The organism is Alloacidobacterium sp. (assembly GCF_035631355.1).
Classification (GTDB): domain Bacteria; phylum Acidobacteriota; class Terriglobia; order Terriglobales; family Acidobacteriaceae; genus Alloacidobacterium.
In genome coordinates, this window is the sequence record NZ_DASQIX010000052.1 from 30,971 (window position 1) to 52,943 (window position 21,973).

The following is a 21,973-nucleotide window of genomic DNA, read 5'->3' on the forward strand; positions in this document are numbered from 1 at the left end:
GAGTCCTTACCGCGGATAGTAGTATCCCGGACGATAGACATACGGGTAGGGATACGGATAGGCATATCCGTAGTAATACGGGCTCGGGTACGGATATACATATACTGGCCTGCGCCGTAGTTCAGGCTGCCGTGGCGTTACTGACGCCTGCAGTCTCTGTGCTTCTTGATACGAGACGGGGGTCACCGTTACCGGAGCTGCAAGGTGGAAGTTGAGTAAAGCCTCTGGTGGAATCACCACCTGCGGGCCTTTGGTCGCCGCCGAAGCCGCCAGCCCGGTAATGCCTCCAGCCATGGCGCCGATCGCAGCGCCCGGACCGCCGCCGAAGATCGCCCCAAGCGTTGCGCCGAAAGCCGCACCTCCCGCTGTGTTGGCGGTTGAGTAACCGCCTTTGCCTGGCCCCTCTCCTGTCCATGCATCCGTGGTCAGTGGATAAGTCTGCCCACCGAGATCCAGCGACGTAATCTGCAACTGAAGTCCAGGCTTGCCTGCCAAATCTCCCGGCTTCTTAACACCAGTTACCTGCCCGGTCAAAACCGCGCCGCGTGGAATCGCCAGTACGTTACCCTCATACAAATCACTGGCAACTGTAGCCTGGAACATCGCTCCCGGCTGCATCTTGTGTGAATCGAGAAGCTCGCTGGTTCGAACATTAAGCAAAGTGCCGGCAGGAATCGTAACAGGACCGAGCAGCTGTTGCGGATAGCTCGGGGCCTGAGAAGGATAATTCTGCTGTTTATCAGCCTGATTCGGGGTGGACACGCCCTGGTCATACGGAGGCGGAGGAGGCGTCTGCTCTTCGGCCTGCTGGCTCACACCCTGCGCTGGCTGCGCAGGAGTGCTGACGCTGAGATTGTTTTCCACAGAGCGAACACCGCTCACACCCGCAGCAAGCTGCTCGGCAAGCTGCTTGGAGGCACTGTCGCGCACTGTGCCGGAAAGCGTTACATCGCCCTGGATAGTAGCAGCAGTAATATTTTGCCCCTGCAACTGGGGTGACTGGCCAAGCGCGGCAGCCACATCTGTCTCAATATCTGCATCGGCACGGGCAGCAGCCTGCGCTTGTTGTCCGGCCGCAAACAATGGAGAACCAATCATCGCAGTAGAAATGACCGTGGCCATTAAAAGCCGTTTCATGCCATTCAAGGAACTCATGATTGCAACACCCTCTTCTACTTCCGCAATCTGCCTGGACAGACGTATGGCGATTCCGCTCGTCGCTTGTGTAAACACAGGCAGAAGCAAAAAGTTACGCGTCATGAGGGCCTAAACCGGGAGAATATAAGAAATTACCCTTTTAACTGCTTGTAACGCCTTATCAAAGCGCTGGTCGAGCTGTCATGCTTGCCCTCAGCCTTACCTTCAAGCTCCGAGATGATGTTCTTGGCCAGTACCTTACCCAGTTCCACGCCCCATTGATCAAAAGAGTCAATCTGCCAGATCGCTCCCTGGGTGAAGACGCTGTGCTCGTAGAGCGCAACCAGCTTGCCCAGTACTTCCGGCGTGAGCGTCTCGATCAGAATCGTGTTTGACGGACGATTGCCTTCAAAGACGCGATGCGGAACCAGCCAGTCTGGAGTGCCTTCAGCCTTTACTTGTTCCGGCGTCTTGCCGAATGCCAGCGCCTCGCCCTGCGCAAAGACGTTCGCCATAAGCAGATCGTGGTGGTCGCCCAATGGATTAAGCGTCTTGCCAAATCCTATGAAGTCGCAGGGAATCAGCTTCGTGCCCTGGTGAATGAGCTGATAAAAAGAGTGTTGCCCGTTCGTCCCCGGCTCGCCCCAGAAAATCGGGCCAGTCTCGTAGTTCACGTGCTCGCCCATGAGCGTGACATGCTTGCCGTTGCTCTCCATCGTAAGCTGCTGAAGGTAAGCAGGAAAGCGCTTTAGGTACTGCTCGTACGGTAGAACCGCTACTGTTTGCGCGCCGAAGAAATCGTTGTACCAGACAGAAAGGAGTCCCATCAGTACCGGCAGGTTTTGGGCAAACGGGGCCGTGCGGAAATGTTCATCCATCTCATGGAAACCGGCCAGCAGCTTGCGAAAATTGTCCGGCCCGACTGCAATTATCGTCGAAAGCCCGATGGCCGAATCCATCGAATAGCGTCCGCCGACCCAATCCCAGAAGCCGAACATGTTCGTCGTATCGATGCCAAACTTCGAGACCTCGGTCGCGTTGGTCGAAACCGCGACAAAATGCTTCGCAACCGCTTTCTCGTCGCCGAGTTTCTTGAGACTCCATTCACGCGCGGTGTGCGCGTTGGTCATCGTTTCCAGGGTGGTGAAGGTCTTCGAGGAAATGATGAAGAGCGTCTCTTCCGGATCGAGATCAACCGTAGCTTCGGCAAAGTCAGTGCCGTCCACGTTCGACACGAAACGAAAAACCATGTCGCGCTTGCTGTAATGCCGCAGCGCTTCGTAAGCCATCACCGGTCCAAGATCAGACCCGCCAATGCCGATATTGATGACGTTCTTAATCCGTTTGCCTGTGTGCCCCGTCCACGCGCCGCTGCGCACACGATCAGCAAACGCCGACATGCGGTCCAGCACTTCGTGCACTTCGGGAACAACGTCCTTGCCGTCGACGAGAATTTTTTCGTCCTTCGGCGCGCGGAGCGCGGCATGCAGAACGGCGCGGTTCTCCGTAATGTTGATTTTCTCGCCACTGAACATCGCATCGATACGCTCGCGCAGGCCGCTTTCTTCTGCCAGTTTCAGCAGTAAGCTGAGGGTCTCGTCGGTAATGCGGTTCTTCGAATAGTCGAGATAAATGCCGACGTCCTCTGCCGTCAGACGCTCGCCGCGCTTCGCATCATCGGCAAACAACGTCCGCAGATGTATGTCTTTAATCTTCTGGTAGTGCGATTCGAGGGCCTTCCATGCGGAAAGCTGCGTAAGCGGAACTGCCTTTGCCATAGTAGCCATGATGCTCCTTCTTTTCTTAGCGATTATGATTCTCCCACAGCTCAGGTGGTCGCATACAACTACCAGCTAACTGAGACTATTCATGGCAAATTCACGGCCGGCTTCCAGCAGTTTTGCCACGGATTCTTTTGAACATGATTCGGAATAGATGCGTAGCAGCGGCTCGGTACCAGAAGCTCGCAACAGCAGCCAAGTTTCCGCCGCATTTGGTTTGCTTGCTGCTTCAGGATTCTTCAAGAAAAACTTGATGCCGTCCAGCGTCTTTACCCGTTCGACCGGCATCCCCACGAACTGCTTTACGCCTGCACGAGCCTTCGCGATGGCCGCATTCTTAAGGTCATCGTCGATGTGCAGATCGATGCGACCATACTGATGCTCACCATATTCTTCCTGCAGCCGCGCAACCAACTGCCCCAGCGTGCGGCCTTCTTCCGCCATCACGTTGGCAATCAGCAACGCATTCAGCAGTCCGTCACGCTCCGGCAAATGCCGCTTGATGCCGATGCCGCCTGACTCTTCGCCGCCGATCAGAATTTCCTTTTCCAGCATCAGGTCGCAGACATACTTGAAACCGATGCCATGCTCGTGTAGCGTGCGGCCATAACGCTTGCAGATACGGTCAATCATTCCGGTTGTGTTGAAGGCTCGCGTCACATCGCCGGGCCATTGCTTGCGCTCCAGCAGCCATTGCAGCAATACGGAAAAAATTTTGTGTGGATCAACGAAGTTGCCATACTCATCCACCGCGCCGATGCGGTCAGCATCGCCATCGGTGACGAGTCCGGCGTGACATTTCTCGGCTACAACTGTGTTCTGCAGCACGCGAATATGGGGCTCAATCGGCTCCGGGTTGATGCCCCCAAACAGCGGATCGACGTTTGCGCGAATTTCAACGAAATCAACGCCAATTTTTGAGAATATCCCGGCCAGGATGCCACGTCCTGCGCCATACATACAATCGATGCCGAATTTCAATCCCGACTTGCTTATCAGGTCAAGGTCGGCAAAGCTGGAAATAGCCTCGACAAAAGGAGTGAGGAAATCAGTCTCTTCGATCTTGGCCGGAGCTGAGGCTTTCGGCAGCGGCTTGCCCAGATAGCTCTCAATTTCAGCCATAATCGAGGGCTTTCCCGAACCACCGTACCAGGCTTTGTACTTCACGCCATTCCATTGATATGGATTGTGGCTTGACGTGATCATCACGCCGCCCATCGCGCCATGTGCGCGCACGCCGTAAGAAAGCGCAGGGGTCGGAGTGATTCGGTCAGCAATCTTTACGGGAATGCCGGCAGCGGACAGAACTTCGGCAACAGCGCGGGCAAACACCTGCGATTGAAAGCGCGTGTCATAGCCGATGCAGACCCCTTCTCCTGGATCTTTCTTCATCAAAACATAGTTGCCAATGGCGCTTGCCGCCAGGCGAACATTGTCAAAAGTAAAGTCATCGGCGATTATGCCTCGCCAGCCATCCGTTCCAAATTTGACCGCAGTCTTATTTCCCATATTTTTAGAGCAGTTCTTCGCGGCCATTTGCGGCAAGCTGTTTGACTACTTTGCCGACATCCTGCGAATGGTCCCGCGAAGTGATAAGAATAGCGTCTTCCGTCTCGACCACAACAAGGTCTTTCACGCCGACGAGCGCAACGAATTTCTCCGGGCTGTAAACATAGTTGCCATGCGCATCCAATGGCAAACCGCCCGTACTCTCAATGACGTTTTCATCTTTATCCGCAAGATTTGCTTGAAGTTGATGCTCATATAGCGCGGCCCAGGAGCCAAGGTCATTCCAGCCGAAGTTCGCAGGCAGGCAATACAGGTTGGAATGACGCTCGCCCTTCGCCGAGCGTGGTTCGAGGACCGCATAATCCACGCTGATGTTTTCGCATTGCGGATAAAGCCTCTCAAACACGCTGCGGAATTCCTGGGTTCCATATGCCGCGGCAATTTCTTCCAGAATCGGCGCAGTCTCCGAAAGATGCTCGCGTATGGCATTCGCCAGAGTGCGCGCGCCCCATACAAAAATGCCGCTGTTCCAGTGGTAATTTCCCGCCGCAATAAATTCTTCCGCGCGTTCCTGGTTCGGTTTCTCGGTAAATCGCCGCACGCGCAGCGAGCCGTCGTCCAGAGCGCTGCCGGTTTCTATGTATCCATAGCCGGTTTCCGGACGCGTGGGCGTTACTCCAAGTACGACCATGTTTTCACCGGCGGCAGCGATTCGCATCGCATGTTCCAGAACGGCAAGAAATGCAGCCTCGCTTGTAATCACATGGTCTGCGGGAAAAATGCCCAGTACCGCGTCGGGGTTGGTCTTCTCAATTAGAAAAGCGGCCAGGCCGGCGGCAGGCGCCGTGTTGCGCGCGGCAGGCTCGCAGACGATGTGTTCTTCAGGAACAACATCGAGCTGCCCGCAGATTGTCGGCGAAAGCAGGTCATTGGTGATGACCCAAAAATCATCACGCTTTGCCAGTGGTTGAAGGCGGTCTACCGTCCGCTGAATCATGGTGCGCTCGCCATCAAGCGCCAGCACCTGCTTCGCCCGCGCCTTGCGGCTGCGCGGCCAGAATCGCGTCCCGCTGCCCCCGGCCAGAATGATTGGCCGAAAATCGATCACTTTGGACATGGCCTCCGTACCTAAGCAGATTGTGGAAGGATGCGAATCACTTCGGAAGCGGCTTCCGTCACAAGCTTCCAATCGCGAGCGCCTGCCGGAATCACCGCAAGCTGGCAGCGCTCCAAAGCGAACGGCTCGAAGCTGCGGCCTTCAACTCTTAACTTCCCTTCTGCAATGAAAACCATCTGGACGACATCCGCGAATGCGTTCTCGGACGAGAGCGTGGTTCCTTTCCACCGCTCTACACGAAAATATTTCTGGTCAATCAAAATGGAATGCCCATCCACCTTCTTAGGTGTCATTTTTCCCGAACCAGTTGCTAAGCGCATCGCTTCGAACGATTTATCCAGGTGAAGTTCCCGGGGACGCCCGTAATCATACATCCGGTACGTCAAGTCGCTCGTCTGCTGCGTTTCCAGCAATACCGCACCAGGCCCGATGGCATGTACCGTTCCCGCGTCCACAAAGATCATGTCACCCTTACTCACGGGCACAGATACCAGCAATTCTTCCAGGCGTGACTCGGTGATGGCCGTATGCACTTCTTCGCTCGGAGTACCGGGTTTGATGCCAAGAGCGACTGCCGCGCCCGGCTGTGCGTCCAGCGCATACCAGCACTCGGTCTTGCCGCGCGGTTCACCGTACTTCTGCGCCAGCGCGTCGTCGGGATGCACCTGCACACTGAGCTTTTCCTTGGGGAAAAGCACTTTGACGAGGAGCGGAAACTCCTGTCCAGCGCGGCCTGCACCAAGCAAGGCTTCGCCGTGAGCGACTGAAATTTCCTTCAGAGACTGTCCTTTTAGCGGCCCTGTATCAGCCGAACACATTTCGCCGGTAAGCCACACTTCGCCGATCGGCTCGCCGTCAGTTTTGTAGTCGTACCAGGGTGAAAGATCGTTGAACCCCCATACGCGGGTTCGAAAATATGGAGCAAGTCTGAATGGCTGGAGGGCTTGCATGTATTTCCAGTATGCCTGATTCTGCACAACTTACGCAGCCTCGCTCATAGCAGCTACCATAGAAGAACATGGCTCGATATCTCGTAACCGGCTGCGCCGGATTCCTCGGCTCCTGGATCGCACAAGCGCTTGTAGAACGCGGCGAAACCGTTCGCGGTTTCGACAATTTTGAAACCGGACGCAAACAGAACCTTGCCGGCATTCTCAACAGCATGGAGTTTGTCCAGGGCGATCTTCGCCATGCGGACGAGGTGGCCCGCGCCTGTGAAAATGTCGATTACATCGTGCATCAGGGCGCATTGCCATCGGTGCCGCGATCAGTGAAAGACCCTCGCACCAGCCATACTGCCAACATTGACGGCACCTTCAATGTGCTCGAAGGCGCTCGCGCCGCGGGCGTCAAACGTATCGTTTATGCCGCGTCGTCTTCCGCCTATGGCAATCAGCCCGGCTTTCCACGCAAAGAGACGATGGTTCCCATGCCCATTGCGCCGTATCCGGTGCAGAAGCTTGCCGGCGAGCTTTACATGCGCAGCTATTGGCAGGTTTATGGGCTGGAAACCGTGTGCCTGCGATACTTCAACATCTTCGGTCCGAGGCAAGTGCCCGATTCCCCATACAGCGGCGTTATGGCGAAGTTCACGCTGCAGATGTTGAACGGAGAACAACCAACGATATTCGGCGACGGCGAACAGGGACGCGATTTCACCTACATTGAGAATGCCGTTTCGGCCAACCTTCTCGCCCTGCATGCGCCGGCGGAAAAAGTGGCGGGCAGGGTCTTTAACGTGGCTTGCGGTGAGCGCCACACTCTAAACAAGACATACAAAATCCTCGCGGAGCTGACGGGTTTCACCAATCCGCCTCTCTATGGGCCGCCGCGCACCGGCGATATACAGGACTCGCTGGCCGACATCAGCGCTGCGCGTGAAGCCTTCGGCTATGAGCCGCTGGTCAGCTTTGAGGAAGGGCTGCGCCGTACGGTCGAGTGGTACCGGCAGCAGATGAAAGAGGCTGCTCCGCAAAGCAGCCTCGCGTAATTTTATTGCGTTGCTTCCACCAGCTTTTGCAGCGGGTCGAGCTCAGTAAACCGCACCAGCCCCTCCGGCTTCTTGGCCGCATCGATTGCCGCAAGGCTGCTCTGTTTCCATCCGGCGGGAGCAGCGCTTCCGCCCGATAAGCTCGTAATCGCCTGCGAGCCTATGGCGGCCAACTGAGCAAACTGCAGTGCCCGCTCTGCGGCGTCCTCTGCGAGTATGGGCGAAGCCGCGACCTGTTGCTGCACCTTCGGAGCGGCCGCTGTCCACGACGCAAATGCAGCCTCCAGTTGGCGCCGCTCCGCCTCATGTTGTGATGGATTTTGCAGGAAGGCGCTGACCAGGACTTCCATCTCATGCTTCGATGGCGGATCGGGCCGCACGGCATCCACCAGCCGGTCCAGCGGAGTCAGCTGCGAAGTGTGCTGCCCCTGGTAGCGATTTCCAAAGCTCACCGGCTCAAGCACCGAAGCAAAGCCGCGCAGGGCGTCAATGTCCGTCGTGCCGGCCAGGGCGCGCAGTCCCACGTCTTCCTGCGTGAGATGCGTCAGGCCAAATGCTTCCAGCCGCACCGACATCACATGCAGACGGCGATACATGTCGTTCACGTCGCGGACATTCTCAGGCGACCAGAAACGCTCCGCGATCGCCGCCGTACGCGGCCAGATGCGCGAATCGATGGTGCGCTCATACAACTGCTCGCCCCACATGCAGACTTCGCCGCCCATGATGAGCTTACGCTGCTCCGGAGTCAGATCAGAGTTCGACGGCAACGGATCAGCGAGGTAATGCTCGCCTGCAGATTTCATCGCATCGAGGTAATACGGCGCCGACAGAATTCCCTGATACCCCTGTTTCGCGCCCGCAGCCAGCGATTCCGTGCCGCGCCACGATTGCACGACAACGTCCTTTGGCAGAGCCGGGTTCATCACCTCGTCCCAGCCGACCATGTGTTTATGGTGCTTCTCCACAATCTTCAGCAGGCGCTGGTTAAAGTAAGCCTGCAACGCCGCCGTGTCCTTCATGCCGTGCTTCTGCATGAACTCTACTAGGCGTGGATTGTTCTTCCACTGCACACCGTTCGTCTCATCACCGCCAATATGCAGATACGGATCAGGAAAGATCGTTGCCATTTCGCCGAGGAAGCCGTCGATAAACTTATAAGTGCTGTCGCGCGTTGGGTCCATGGCGTAGTCGGAAATGCCGAACTCGCGCCGAATCTGATAGGGGCCTGCACCGCTGGAAAGCTCGGGGTAGCCAACAAACCAGCTCGTAGTGTGGCCCGGCATGTCGAACTCCGGCACGACACGAATGCCGCGGGCGCGCGCATAAGCGACCACTTCCTTCGCTTGCTCCTGCGTGTAGTACAGGCCATCAGAGCCCATGCCGGTCAACTTTGGGTATAGCTTGCTTTCGATGCGGAAGCCCTGGTCATCGGTCAGGTGCCAGTGGAAGACGTTCAGTTTTACCGCCGCCATACCATCTAGCGTGCGCTCAATCACGCTGACCGGCTCAAAATGACGGCCAACATCGATCAGCAGTCCACGCCAGCGAAAGCGCGGCGTGTCCTCAATACTCACTGCCGGGAGAAAATACGCGGAATGGTCCGGCTGCACCAGTTGCAGTAAAGTCTCCATGCCGCGCAGCGCGCCGACTACGGTATTCGCTTCCAGCTTCGCGCTGCTCGACGTAACGTTCAGCGCGTATGACTCATCCTCATCAACCGACTGGACAGCTTCACCCGCGCCTTTCACGTCAATGACAAGCGAAGCACCCGCAGCATCCTTGCGGATGTCTTTCGCAATCGGCACTCCGGTCTGGTACTCCAGCCGATGCAGCATTCTCTGGATGCCGGCATCCAGCCGCTCGTCGCTGAATTGCTGGGCGGCGACCGTAAATGTCGAGGTGATGACGAAACCGCCTTGTCCTACCGTCAGCTTCGCCGGCTGCGGCATCAGGGTGTTGTTGAATGATGGCTGAGTAGATTGTGCGTTCATTTGAAGGGAAGAAAACAAAAGCACACCACAGGCAACGGCCGAACTAATCGCAAACCGCAATGCATCGCTCCAGAGTAGATTTATTCCGACCAATTAGAATAGCAATCGAAATGCGACGCGCGCTTCCGGTCTTCTGTTTCCTGCTGTTTTCCGTCTTTCTTCAGGGACAAACGCTTCCGCCGCTTCAATATGCCAACCTTGGCGACCTGAAGCTTGAGAATGGCTCCGTCATCCATGACTGCAAGCTCGGTTATCGCACCATGGGCGCGCTAAATGCCGCCAAATCGAATGCCGTGCTCTTTCCAACATGGTTTCTTGGAAAGAGCGGAGACATCGCTGCGACCCTCGGGCCAGGCTCATACGTCGATACGTCGAAATACTTCGTCATTGCCGTCGATTCGGTGGGTAATGGCATTTCCTGCTCGCCCTCGAACAGCACGACTCAGCACGGCACCGACTTTCCGCAGTTCTCCATTCGCGACATGGTTTACTCCGAATACCGCCTAGCGACCGAGACGCTGCACCTCAAGCATCTGCACGCGGTCATGGGCATTTCCATGGGCGGCATTCAGACTTTTCAATGGATCGTGAGCTATCCGGACTTCATGGACCTCGCCATACCTATCGTGGGCACGCCGCAGATGAGTTCCTACGACCTGTTGCTGTGGAACATGGAGCTTAAAGCATTGGAGTCCGACCCGGCATATCAGAATGGCAAATACACGCAAACGCCGTCGCTCTCGCTGGTCGCGCTCATCCACAACAAGAATCTGTCCACGCCGGACTTCATCGCTAACCACACCACGCGCGAGGGCTTTCATCAGTATTTCGACCAGATTGTCGCCAATGGCGACCGCTTTATGGACGCAAACGATTACCGCTGGCAGTTGCAGGCGCTTATAGGGCATGACATCGCCCAGGGCGGCTCTCTCTATGACGCTGCGAATAAAGTGAAGGCGAAGGTGCTCGTAGTCAGCGCCACGCAGGACCACATGGTGAACCCGCTGCCTGCTCTGGGGTTCGCCAAGCTGATTCATGCACAGGTGCTGCTGCTCGAGTCAGACTGCGGACACATGGCCCCAGGCTGCGAGAGTGCGAAGATGAATCCGGTTGTAGCGCAATTCTTGAATCAGCCCTAAAGATCAGACGAAATTGCTACCGTCACCTTCGACGTGCGTTGGGCGTTCCTTCCCGCGAAAGACCTCAAACCCTACGCGGAGACCGTTCAGCACACCGGACACCTGCTTCAGAGGCGTGGCAATCCCTTGCTGTACGGCGGCGGTTGCTTGCGTGATGCCATCAAGGACAGCCGTTGCAGCCTGATCGACCCGCGTGACCTGCGCCTGCGCCGTGTCAACTACCTGGCCTACTGTCTTATTTACGTGTTCGACCTGCGAGCGCAGGATACCGCTCGCCTCTACCAGATTTGAAGTTGCCACCTTGATCTTTGGTGAAATGTCTTCAAGCAGATTGCGAGTTGTGGACAGGGTAGGAATGATGTGCTGCTTGAGTTGACCGGAAAGCTCGCGAAATTCGTCCGTTGTTTTTTTAGCGGCCAGGTACAGGCCGATCATTACAAAGGCTTGTATAAGAACGCCAATCGAAGTAACAGCCGTAAAGATGATGAGAACAATCTCTGGTATTGTCTGCATATTTCTTTGTCGCCGGTTTCGATTGGCGCTCCTCTATCAACTACGAATTCGATGGCTCTTCAGTGGGTGAAGGCTCGTTGGTTGTGGTGCGATAGGCCTGCCGGCCTGCGTCCACTGCGGCCGAGACCCGATCACTCTGCTCGTTCACAAACTGGCGGCCCTGGTTCATCCAGTCATTGAACTGTGACTTACCACGGCTCGCGTAATCCTTGCCGCGGTCAACATAGTCACTCACCTGTGCCTTGCCGCGATCAACGTATACGCCAACCTGATCGGCGGCCTCGCGTGAGCGCTGCTTCAGATATTCTGTGCTTTCACGCGCGCTGTTGGCCAGGTCTTCGCGGGTTTCGCGGCCCGACTTGGGGGCGTAGAGAACACCCAGCAAGGCGCCAATTCCCAGACCGGCCACAAACCAACTGAATCCGCTTGACTGCTTTTCATCCGACATAAGTGCGTTCTCCTTCACCGGAAACCGGAGGGTACAGTACTAGAGCCTTTCAGTCTCCCGTGTCGTCAATATATGAGTAGATGCCGCGACAATCAATCCCGCTGCCATAAGTAGCTTATGTTATTCCGCTTCTCGATGGAGATAATGGTCATTATGCACACTTTCCAGATGAAAATGCGCGTCTTGCAAACTGCTCTGCTCGCAAGCGCACTGCTGCTTGCCGCAGGCTGCAAACGAGAGCAAGCTGCGGTTCAACCTTCTCATCCCACAGACCAACAAATTACGAATGACATACAGGGCAAGATTTCCGCTGAGAGCGCGCTGAATGGCCAGAACATTCAGGTTGGCGTTACAAATGGCATAGCCACTCTTTCAGGCATCGCGAATGACGATGCATCACGCGCTCTGGCGGGAAACGATGCAGGCAGCGTGGACGGCGTGAAGACTGTCGTGAACAATCTGACCGTCGCGCCGAAACAGACTGCAGTTGCGCCAGCGCCTGTGCCACCCCCGGCTGAAAAGAAGCGCAAGCACCATGAGGAGAAGCAGATGGCTGAATCGGCGCCTCTGCCGCCACCGGAACCTGCTGTTGCGCCAGCCCCCGTGGACCAGCCGGCACCTCCGCCAGCGCCGGCTCCGCCTCCTCCGCCTCCGCAGCCGGTCGAGAAGACGGTCACAATTCCGGCGGGCACGATTGTTCCGGTGCGTATTACCGAGGCGCTCAGCAGCAAGGACGCGCAGCCAAATCTGGTCTTCCATGGCTCACTCGCAGGCGACCTCGTTGCCGATGGCATGGTCGCTGTTCCGCAAGGGGTCACCGTCACGGGCCGCGTGGTTGACGCCAAGGACGCGGCCCACTTCTCCGGCAGCTCGCTGCTCTCGATTGAACTGACACAGATCAGCACCCACAGCCGCCAGATTCCGGTGGTTACGGACGCGTATTCCAAAGAAGGTCAGGGACGCGGCAAGAACACGGCAATGAAGACTGGCGGCGGCGCTGCGCTGGGTGCGATTATCGGCGCGCTGGCGGGCGGCGGCAGAGGCGCGGCTATTGGCGCGGCTGCTGGTGGCGCGACGGGCGCCGGCGTTAACGGAGTCACTCGCGGCCAGCAGGTACAGATTCAGCCGGAAACGTTGGTCAACTTCAAGCTGCAGTCGCCGATTACGGTGACCACGACACAGGCCGTTGGACAGGTGCGGTCGTTTGACGACAATACCAATTCGAATCCGGAGCTGGAGCAACGTCCTCCACAATAGGATCCTTCACCCAGACCAGACTCCCCTCCCCTTCTTGCGGGGTGCTTTATTTATTTTCAACAGCTTAGCAGGGGATCGTCCCCAGGTAACTGTATGATTCTGCTCGGGTTAAATGTTACCTAGTGTTTTCAATCACTTAGCCAGGGATCCGTTTTGCCACAATGAAAAGCCCGCCTGTCGACGGGCTTTTTCCCTCTATATCCAGAATAGTAGATTTTGAGAAATAACAGGTCAATTATCTGAAAGAATAAGCTATTTATTTTCAATGAATTGAGGATTATTTTGATAGCCAGGGGCTTGACAAGATTTTGCACATTGCCCGGGCCTGAAAGGCCGTTCATTCCCGCGCTGTTTGGCGGGTAAAGGAATGCTAAAAGCCCATTGGAGAGAAAAACTATTACCTCAGCGGCTAAAGCCGCACTGATTCTATGATATTTACGGCATGGCTGAAGCCATGCCCTTACGAAACCGGCACCTTTTCGGCAGGCCTAAAGGCCGATGCTTCTACAGAGAGGCGCTTTGCACCTCTTTTGGTTTTCATGGGTAGGGCATTGCTTTCCCACCCTTTACTTTGTGAAGGATCGGGCACCCATTTTCTTGCCGCCCGTTGCGAACCGCAGGTCTTTCCGCTTCGCTCAGGATGACATCGCGGCTTGAGAGATGCGACTGAGAGGTGGAATTTGTGTCTTTTTGGCGGAGTTAAGCGCGGATTTGTGGTTTTTTCGGTGATTTAACACTGGTTTTGGCGCATAAAACAGCCGCACTTCGTAAAGGAGTGCGGCTGTCTGGTGGGTTGCGTTTAGTTGATGTTTACCTGGACGCTTACGGTTGAGGTGGTGCTGCTTCCTGAGCTGCCGCCGGTGCCGGTTACGGTAAAGACATAGGCGCCGCTGGTCGTTCCACCGCCATTGCCTCCACCACCGCTGCTGCCGCCGCCGCAACCAATTGCTCCGGAGATGGCGATGGCGAATGCGATGAGGCTGAGGATGGCGCGCCATCCTTTGCGGCGGGCGGGGATGGTGAACATCAGCAGGCAGGCCAGCGCTGTGCCGCCAGTTGCCTCAAAGAGGTTCTTAAGCGGCCAGGCAAGAGCGCCACTTGTGTGCGATGTAGACGTGACGGTGAAAGTGGAGTTGCCGGCTGTTGTTCCGCTGATTGTTACCGAGGCTGGGTTCAGGCCGCATGTTGGCAAGTCCATGGCTCCGGCCGGGCTGGACGTAAGTGCGCAGGTAAGGCTCACCGCGCCAGTGAATCCGGATGCCGGAGTTACGGTGATGCCGGAAGTGTTGCCGCTGGTCGCTCCGGCATTAATGGTGATACCGCTGCCACCTCCGAGCTTGAAGCTGCCTCCACCACCACCGCCGGTGATGACAATTGAGGCGTTGGCATTGGATGTCACGTAGTTGGCGTCACCTGCGTATGTTGCCGTGATGGTATTGCTGCCACTCACCAGGCCACTTGTGCTTGCTGGAATGGTGATCTGATACAGCGACGCGACGGTCCCGCTGGAGACAAATCCTGTTTGCGATGCTGAAGGAGCTGTTCCCAGGGTGGTGCTTCCAACCGCGAATGTCACAGTTCCGGTTGGCGCGGCTCCAATGCTGTCCGTATCGACCTGAGCCTCGAGGGTAACGTTGGTCCCGCTCTGTGTTCCGCTGACGGAAACGCTGGTGGAACCCTTGCCAACAACGATGTTATATGCGCTTCCGGAATTGCTCCCGGAATAGCTGGCGTCGCCTCCATAGGTGGCAGTCAAGCCATTTGTTGCAACCGGCAGCGTCTGATTTTGGCTAGTGAAGTTGTTGTAGCTGGCAATTCCGCTGCTGGTAATCGCTACTGTAGAGTTGGGGAGCGACCCAGCCGTGTCGGCGAAGCTGATGCTTCCGGTCGCAACCGTATTGGAACCCGATCCTCCCTGCACCTGCCCACTCACTGAAGTGGCTAAGCCGTATGGCAGAGTTCCAGACGTGCACGTAGGGGCGCCGCTCCCGGTGACATCGTCGCAGACGGGACTGCCGCTCTGCGGATCAATCATGGTAGCGCCGATGGCCAACGCGCTGGATTCGGGGCTGATGTTGACCGCAACCGCGGCGGACTGACTGCCGGTGTGGTTTACGTCACCGCCATAGTAGGCATAGACGTTGTAGGAGCCACCGGGAAGATCACCCGTCGACATGCTGGCGGAGCCGCCGGACAGCGGAATTGCCCCGGTCACAAGCGCTCCGTTGTTTGCCAGGCCGCTGTTGTTGATGAGGCTTACAAATTCCGAACTCTGACCCGGCGCTGGTGAGACGGTAATGTTGAAGTTGATCTTAGTTCCGTGCGTCACGCTGGTTGAGTTGGTGGCGGCGAGTGTCGTTGAGGTCGCGGTAAAGCTGGCCTTCTTCCAGTTGGCAATGAGCTGTGCAACGTCGACGCTCCCCAAACCTGAAGCTGCGTCATAGGCGGCTGCGGCGGTTGCGCCAGCGGTGGCGTTGTAGCCGGTGAGGAAACCATTCGATCCGCAATTGGGCTTACCCGACTGGCAAACGACAGAGTTATTGCCGGTGGCCACATCATGGAAGATAGTGGGGTAGAGCGACGCCTGGGCGGCGAGATTGTACAGCACATTGGCCGCCTGCCCGAGACGCACTCCGCCCTGTGACTGGCTAACGAGAGCCAGCATTCCGGCAAAGGCCGGAGACGCTGCGGAGGTGCCACCTACGCCGGTGAAGGTCGTTGAGCCATTAAACGATCCATTCGTCGTCTGGCAATCGGTCTGCGGACTACTGGAGCCGTTGGCGACATTGTCCGAGCAGACGACCCAGAGAGCGCCATAGAGTCCGTCGGCAGCGAGGAAGGATACGTCAGGCAGAACACGGGCAGATGAACTGACGTTATTCGAAACACCTGTCTGAAATGGCGGCTGCGGGTAAGGCCCGAGCGTGCCGGGGCAGTTTCCATTTGAATCAAGAGCAGTCGAGCAAACAGCCATGCTGCTGATGCCGCCGCCCGCGCCGGCGATGTTGGTGTTGCCATTGCTGTCGGTCAGGGGCTGATTCGCGCTGTAGCCTCCCGCGTTGGTTTTGGTCGAGTCGTTCCACGGGCTCTCTGGAATGTAGCTGAGGGCGGTGCGGTAAAAGGTGTTGGCGGCGTTGCTGGTGCTTACATACTGGGCAAAAGACGTGCTGCTCGACTGAAGTATGTCGTAATCGGTGCCACCGACGGAAATGTTATAGGCCGTGGAGCCGAGGCCGTTCACGGCAAGACCACCTGTCGCAGCGGTCTCCGAATTTGGATCATCGCAGCCTGCGGAACCGCTATCGCCGGTGGAGACGGTGACGCTGATTCCCTGGGCGGCAGCCTGCTGCCACATGGAGAGAATCTGCGCGTTGCCGCTGGCGCCCTGGTTAAGCTCGCAGGCACCAAAGCTGACATTGAGAATGCTGACCGTGTTGTCGTTGAGCGCGCGGTCGATGGCAAGAATGAGTCCGGACTGAAGATCGGTGGAAGCCGCTGTGTAGAAATTGACCTTCGCACCGGGAGCAATGCCGCCGGATACTTCCAGGTCGAGCAGCGCTTCGATAGCGTCACCGTTGATGCCGGGATCATTGCCATCGATGATGATATTCGGCTGATTAGAACTGTAGGACGAGGGCAGGAATGCGGCGCGATAAAGCTGGATGTCCTGCGCCGTGATGTTGGAATCACCTGCGATGCCGATGGTTACACCGGTCCCGTCGTAAGTAGTTCCCGTGTACTTGGGATTCAGTGCTGAGTTGGTTGTGTCGTAAATCGTAGCTGCGTCGGCAGGGGCGGTATAGAGGTAGTTGTTGTTCGCAGAATCTGTAAGAGTGAGATTTGGTTTGATCCGCTTCGCGTCCGTATCGAAGTGGGCCGCGGATTTTATGATGGCTCCGCGCTTCGGGCGGAAGTCATTCAACTGCGCGACGCCTGCAACAACCGGAGCAAGAGCGGCTGGAATCTGCGGATCGGTGGCGTTCGCGAAGTGCGTCTCGCCATTCACTACGTACCTGTGAATAGAGGTGTTAAACGCCTGCTGAACCTGGGCCATGTTGCCGGAGAAGATGATGAAGTTTCGCGCCGGGGGAACCTGCTCGACGGTAAAGCCCTGCGACTGCAGCCACGCAGTCACAGTCGTCAGGTCAGTGTCGCTGATGCCGTAGCGCTGGCCGAACTGCGCGGGCGTGAGCCACTTGCGGTAGCTGGGCGAATTGGGGTTCTGCAGGTCGCCGAGATACTGGCGGAGGGCCTGTTCCTGCGTGTCACTGCGCTTGAGCACCAGCATGATGCGCCCGGTTGGCATTGAGCCAGGAGCTGCTCCCCGGTCAAACTTGAGCTGGGCCAGCGGATGCACGTTGTGAGCCAGCGTAACGCGCTGGTCAGAATTAATGACCTGCGTGATGCGGTTGGGGATGATGACGGCTTCCGACTGGGGTTGCGTTTGGGCGAAAGCCGAGGCAGTGAAAGCGAACAGCCCGGCGGCTACGAACGCGGCCAGACGGGAAATGACGGTGCGCGGCGTGCAGTATGTATCAGACATAGCCATCCTGTGAAACGGCGTAATGTTGAATTGAAAGTGTCGCTGAGGAAACGGAAGAAAGGCAAGCCGCATTCTGCGATGCTTTGGATCGTGTACGAGTATAGGACAACGCGCAGGTTTGTGCGCAAGCGGTTTCCTCTGCTGCCAATGGCTGCATAGTAGTAGACCGAGGATTGGGGATTTTGTTTCGGGGATTTGGGATTTTTGTTTTTGGGATGGTGGGGTGAAATGTTGCTTTCCCACCCTTTGCTTCGCAAAAAGGATGGGGCACCCGCGTTTCGTTATTTAAAGAAAACAGTAGGTTCCTCCACTACGTCGCTGCGCGACTCCGGGTCGGGATGACAACTCTTGTTACTTAGCAGGGTCAGAGTGGATATTTTCCTGCTTCGATAGCGTGGCGGGCGAGGTCGCGGCCGATCCGGATGGTGTCTGCCGGTTCGTGTTTGACGAGGCGGCGCAGGATGGCGAGTTGCGTACGCAGCATGTCGCCCTCGGCCACGGCGGCGAGAACGCGACGGGCGGCTGGTTCGAGGATGGTCATAGCGCGGGCGGTGTAGTACTGGGTGGATAAGACACCCAGGTCCCCTGCGTGGACCTGGGGCACCCGCATCTTGCGCGCTCGAAGAATTGCGGATTCGACGGCGTAGATTTCGATGAGCATGTCGGCGAGGTCGGCCATGATTTCCTGCTGGTCGGCGAGCGAGTTCATGTACTTCTGGCTGGCGGCTCCGGCGGCAAGGAGGGCCAGCTTCTTCGCGTTGGCGAGGATCTGGGCTTCGCGGGCGAGGGCGTCTTCGGGGGAATCGTCGAAGCTGGGTGAGGGCGGGGACATAACCTCGTCCATGAGCTGCTTGATGGCGGCAAGCAGCGGGAGCTGGCCGGTCATGGCGCGCTTCATGAGGAAGCCGATGATGATGAGACGGTTGATTTCGTTGGTGCCCTCAAAAATTCTATTGATGCGCGAGTCGCGGTAGGCGCGCTCTGCCGGGTACTCCTCGACGTAGCCATATCCGGCGTAGATCTGGACGACGTGATCGACGACGGCGTCGAGCATCTCGGAGCCCCAGACTTTGAGGATCGAGCATTCGACGGCGTACTCCTCAATGCGCTTCTGGATCTCGCGGGAGTTGCGGGCCTGGTCTTCAGGGATGCTGGCGAGGGCGGCGTCGATCATGCCTACAGTTCTGTAAGTCATGGCTTCGCCGACGAAGATGCGTGCGGTGGAGTCGGCGAGCTTCTGCTGGATGAGGCCGAAGTCGGAGATAGACTTGCCGAAGGCCTTGCGGTCTTTGGCATATTTGATTCCGTTGCCTAGCGAGCTGCGAGCGCCGCCGAGGCAGGCTGCTCCCAGCTTGAAGCGGCCGATGTTGAGGATGTTGAAAGCGATGTGGTGGCCTTTACCGGCTTCGCCGAGAAGATTTTCGGCGGGCACTTTGCAGTCGGAGAGTATGAGCGGACAGGTGGATGATCCGCGGATGCCTAGCTTGTGCTCTTCTGCGCCGACGGTTAGGCCGGGCGTATTGCGCTCGATGAGGAACGCGGACATTTTGGTCTTGCCCGGGTCGGGGTCTTTGGGGTCGGCGATCTTGGCGAAGACAGTGTAGAGATCGGCGAAGCCCGCGTTGGTGATCCACATTTTTTCGCCATTGAGGATGTAGTGCTTGCCGTCATCGGAGAGCGCGGCGCGAGTGCGGATGTTCATGGCGTCGGAGCCGGATGAAGCTTCAGAGAGCGCGTAGGCAGCGATCCATTCCCCGGTGGCGAGCTTGGGCAGGTATTTTTCTTTTTGCTCGTCGGTTCCGTACCAGACGAGCGGCAGCGTGCCGATTCCGACGTGCGCGCTGAAGGCGACGGAGAAACTAGCCAACACAGACATGCGGTCGGCGATGATGGCTGAGGTGACCTTGTCCATGGCGAGTCCGCCGTAGGCTTCGGGGACATCGACCGCCATGAGGCCGAGGTCGCCGGCTTTTTTGAGCAGTCCGCGGGTGGTGGCGAAGTCTTTGGACTCGATGGCTTCGGCTACAGGCAGGACTTCATTGGCAGCGAACTGCGCAGCGGTTTCGGCGATCTGGCGCTGCTCGTCGGAGAAGTCCTCGGGCGTGAAAATGTCGGAGGGTTGGCGCTCTTCGATCAGAAAGCTGCCGCCGGTGACGGCTTTGGCGGGAGCGGAAGTGGTAGCGGTGGCCATGTTCTTTCGGTGCTCCTGTTTCTTGGATGCAACGGAACATCCTACGCTTGTTTTGTGAAGATTGGCGTTAATGTGGCTGCGGTGTGTATCCAGGAAGCATCTGCGCTTTTGCCTTGAAGAGATGGTACTGGTCGAAATAGACATCATTCAGAAATTCATCCACAGGAAGGTAATAGGTACGACCCTCTTCAATATCTTTATCTTGTTGCGAATACGGAGGCATGGGATACATGACGACACTTTTGACCGGACAGACATAGGAGTGGCCGTCTATCTCCTGCGGAAGGTACTCCACCATGATGGCCCGCTCCCACAGCGCACCTTTGTGGAGGAACCAATCGACCTTTCCGCGTGAGATTCTCGTCAAGCGCATGATGGTTCCATCATGCGGATCGAATGCGATTTCACCGCTGATTGTCATTGTCGCCGGTGATCCGCGTGGCGCTCCTGCTCCGTCGGTGGCTGACTCGCTCTCTGTGCATTCGTAGAGAAAGACTGCCAGCAGTCCGGTCTGACCTTGCTCCCATTCTTTCCAGGTAGCTTTATTTTGGTCCGCGCAGTTTGCTACGTGCGTGAGAATGGCACCGAATTCTCCTGACGAGTTCATGCTCGTTTCTGCGGCTTGCTGATCCTTTTTATCTGCCTCGTCTAATTCACGATCTTTCAGGTTATAGGCCTGAGCATGTGTAGTTTCCAACGTGACGAATGGATGATATTCATCACTGCCCAGCCTGGGAACTGCCTTATATGGAGGAGATAAAAGGCTCGTGCCCCGAAAATGACGCGTCGTACGTCTGGCGAAGAAGTTCGGCAACGCAGGCACAACAGTGCCTACATAGTGCTGCATCGTGGCAAGCATGGCAGCTTGCTCTGTCGAGTCCGGCGGCGGAGCATCAGGAATTTCTGCTGCGGGAAGATTCAAAAATGCTGACTCATCAGCCAGTGCGGTTAACGCCAATCGTGATTGTGGCCCAAGCAGGTCATTCTCCAACGTTGCGAGATTCGCCGCACTCAGACGTTCGGTCAACTTCAAATCTGAAAGTATCTGGGATAAGGCGGCATCGGCTTTATTAGAAGCAGCCAGCACTTGCTTTAGTTTCTCAACGGTCACCAGCTGTACATGACGCTGGGTCGGAAGCGCTCGCAACGTAAACGCCACAACAACCGTGCAAGTCAACGCAGCTAGTTTCGTTATCATGACGGATCATCTTCACCAGGCCAAAGTGAGAACCTAGTTCAGGTTTTCAAACACTCCAGCTGCGCCCATGCCGCCTCCTACGCACATCGTCACCAGTCCGTAGCGGAGGTTGCGACGTTTCATTTCGTGCAGGAGGGTGGCGGTGAGTTTGGCTCCGGTGCAGCCCAGGGGGTGGCCTAATGCGACGGCTCCGCCGTTGACGTTGACTTTGGCGGGGTCGAGTCCGGCTTGCTGAATTACGGCTAATGCTTGTGCGGCGAAGGCTTCGTTCAGTTCGATGAGGTCGATCTGATCGAGGGTCAGTCCGGCCAGTTTCAGGGCTTTGGGGATGGCGAAGACTGGGCCCAATCCCATTTCTTCGGGCAGGCATCCGGCGGTGGCGAAGCTGACGAAGCGTGCCAGCGGCTTCAGGTTCAGCGCCTGGGCGCGGTCGGACGACATGATGATGGCCGCGGCTGCTCCGTCAGAGGTTTGCGATGAGTTCCCTGCTGTTACGGTTCCCTTGGCGTGGAAGGCTGGCTTGAGTTTGGCCAGCGCTTCGAGGGATGTGTCGGCGCGGGGGCCCTCGTCGCGCCTGAATTCGTTGGTTTTGACTTCGGGCTTGGCGGGATTTTTGGTCGGCGTGGAATTTGTCACCGTAACAGGCACAATTTCTTCGTCGAACCTGCCGGATTGGATGGCTGACAGCGCTTTCTCGTGGCTATTGAGGGAAAAGGCGTCGGCTTGTTCACGGGTGATGCCGTATTTCGCGGCGACGCGCTCGGCGGTGAGACCCATGGAGAGGTAGGTGTCGGCGTAGTGATCGACGAGCCATGGGTTCGCGCTGATCTTGCGGCCGCCCATGGAGATCATGCTCATGGATTCGGTTCCTCCGGAAAGCATGACCCCGGCGGAGCCTGAGCGGACGCGGTCGGCGGCGATGGCGATGGATTGCAGCCCGGATGAGCAGAAGCGGTTGATGGTCATCGCAGAGGCTTCAACCGGCAGGCCTGCGCGAAGGCTGGCGATGCGGGCGACGTTCATTCCCTGCTCGGCTTCGGGCATGGCGCAGCCCATAATGACGTCTTCGATTTCTTTGGTATCGAGCGCGGGGACCTTGGCTAGCGCGCCTTTGATGGCAATGGCGGCGAGGTCGTCGGGGCGGGTGTAGGACAGC

At 57.1% G+C, this 21,973-nt stretch carries 15 protein-coding genes; 3 read left to right on the plus strand and 12 right to left on the minus strand.

Annotation, left to right across the window (positions count from 1 at the left end; all coding sequences use genetic code 11):
* Positions 1-6: 6 nt before the first annotated feature.
* The 5 genes from VEV40_RS09260 to VEV40_RS09280 form a co-directional block, all read right to left on the minus strand.
* A complete protein-coding gene (locus VEV40_RS09260; RefSeq protein WP_324831823.1) occupies positions 7-1,137 on the minus strand; it encodes a BON domain-containing protein in 1,131 nt (376 codons plus the stop codon).
* Between the two features lie 152 nt (positions 1,138-1,289).
* Positions 1,290-2,924: a glucose-6-phosphate isomerase gene (gene pgi / locus VEV40_RS09265; RefSeq protein WP_324831824.1), complete on the minus strand. Its 1,635-nt coding sequence runs from the start codon at positions 2,922-2,924 to the stop codon at positions 1,290-1,292.
* Between the two features lie 66 nt (positions 2,925-2,990).
* Positions 2,991-4,427, minus strand: a complete 1,437-nt coding sequence (locus tag VEV40_RS09270) for a phosphoglucomutase/phosphomannomutase family protein (protein WP_324831826.1) — start codon at positions 4,425-4,427, stop codon at positions 2,991-2,993.
* 4 nt (positions 4,428-4,431) lie between these two features.
* Entirely contained in the window at positions 4,432-5,544 is a 1,113-nt protein-coding gene (locus VEV40_RS09275; RefSeq protein ID WP_324831827.1) for a mannose-1-phosphate guanylyltransferase, read from the minus strand.
* Between the two features lie 11 nt (positions 5,545-5,555).
* Positions 5,556-6,494 carry a type I phosphomannose isomerase catalytic subunit gene (locus VEV40_RS09280; protein ID WP_324831829.1) on the minus strand — a complete coding sequence of 313 codons (939 nt, stop codon included), beginning with the start codon at positions 6,492-6,494 and terminating at the stop codon, positions 5,556-5,558.
* 68 nt (positions 6,495-6,562) lie between these two features.
* Between VEV40_RS09280 and VEV40_RS09285 the strand changes: the two genes are divergently transcribed.
* Positions 6,563-7,534 (plus strand): SDR family oxidoreductase, encoded by a 972-nt coding sequence (locus tag VEV40_RS09285; protein ID WP_324831830.1) that lies wholly within the window; start codon positions 6,563-6,565, stop codon positions 7,532-7,534.
* 2 nt (positions 7,535-7,536) lie between these two features.
* On the opposite strand, the gene VEV40_RS09290 is transcribed toward VEV40_RS09285, so the two are convergent.
* Complete coding sequence (locus tag VEV40_RS09290; RefSeq protein WP_324831831.1) at positions 7,537-9,588, minus strand: beta-N-acetylhexosaminidase; 2,052 nt, start codon at positions 9,586-9,588, stop codon at positions 7,537-7,539.
* A 50-nt stretch (positions 9,589-9,638) separates the two neighbouring features.
* Here VEV40_RS09290 and VEV40_RS09295 point away from each other — a divergent pair, with 50 nt between their 5' ends.
* Positions 9,639-10,667, plus strand: a complete 1,029-nt coding sequence (locus VEV40_RS09295; RefSeq protein ID WP_324831832.1) for an alpha/beta fold hydrolase — start codon at positions 9,639-9,641, stop codon at positions 10,665-10,667.
* Between the two features lie 3 nt (positions 10,668-10,670).
* Here VEV40_RS09295 and VEV40_RS09300 read toward each other — a convergent pair whose 3' ends face one another.
* Entirely contained in the window at positions 10,671-11,180 is a 510-nt protein-coding gene (locus VEV40_RS09300) for a hypothetical protein (RefSeq protein WP_324831834.1), read from the minus strand.
* Between the two features lie 40 nt (positions 11,181-11,220).
* Positions 11,221-11,628, minus strand: a complete 408-nt coding sequence (locus VEV40_RS09305) for a YtxH domain-containing protein (RefSeq protein ID WP_324831836.1) — start codon at positions 11,626-11,628, stop codon at positions 11,221-11,223.
* 153 nt (positions 11,629-11,781) lie between these two features.
* On the opposite strand from VEV40_RS09305, the gene VEV40_RS09310 reads away from it, so the two are divergent.
* Positions 11,782-12,885, plus strand: coding sequence for a BON domain-containing protein (locus VEV40_RS09310; RefSeq protein WP_324831837.1), 1,104 nt, complete (start codon positions 11,782-11,784; stop codon positions 12,883-12,885).
* Positions 12,886-13,684: 799 nt separating this feature from the next.
* Here VEV40_RS09310 and VEV40_RS09315 read toward each other — a convergent pair.
* The 4 genes from VEV40_RS09315 to VEV40_RS09330 all read right to left on the minus strand — a co-directional run.
* Positions 13,685-17,428, minus strand: a complete 3,744-nt coding sequence (locus tag VEV40_RS09315; protein ID WP_324831838.1) for a protease pro-enzyme activation domain-containing protein — start codon at positions 17,426-17,428, stop codon at positions 13,685-13,687.
* Positions 17,429-17,792: 364 nt separating this feature from the next.
* Positions 17,793-19,619, minus strand: a complete 1,827-nt coding sequence (locus VEV40_RS09320) for an acyl-CoA dehydrogenase family protein (RefSeq protein ID WP_324831839.1) — start codon at positions 19,617-19,619, stop codon at positions 17,793-17,795.
* Positions 19,620-19,686: 67 nt separating this feature from the next.
* A complete protein-coding gene (locus VEV40_RS09325) occupies positions 19,687-20,817 on the minus strand; it encodes a hypothetical protein (protein ID WP_324831841.1) in 1,131 nt (376 codons plus the stop codon).
* 33 nt (positions 20,818-20,850) lie between these two features.
* The coding region (locus VEV40_RS09330; RefSeq protein WP_324831843.1) for an acetyl-CoA C-acyltransferase at positions 20,851-21,973 on the minus strand (1,123 nt) is incomplete at its 5' end.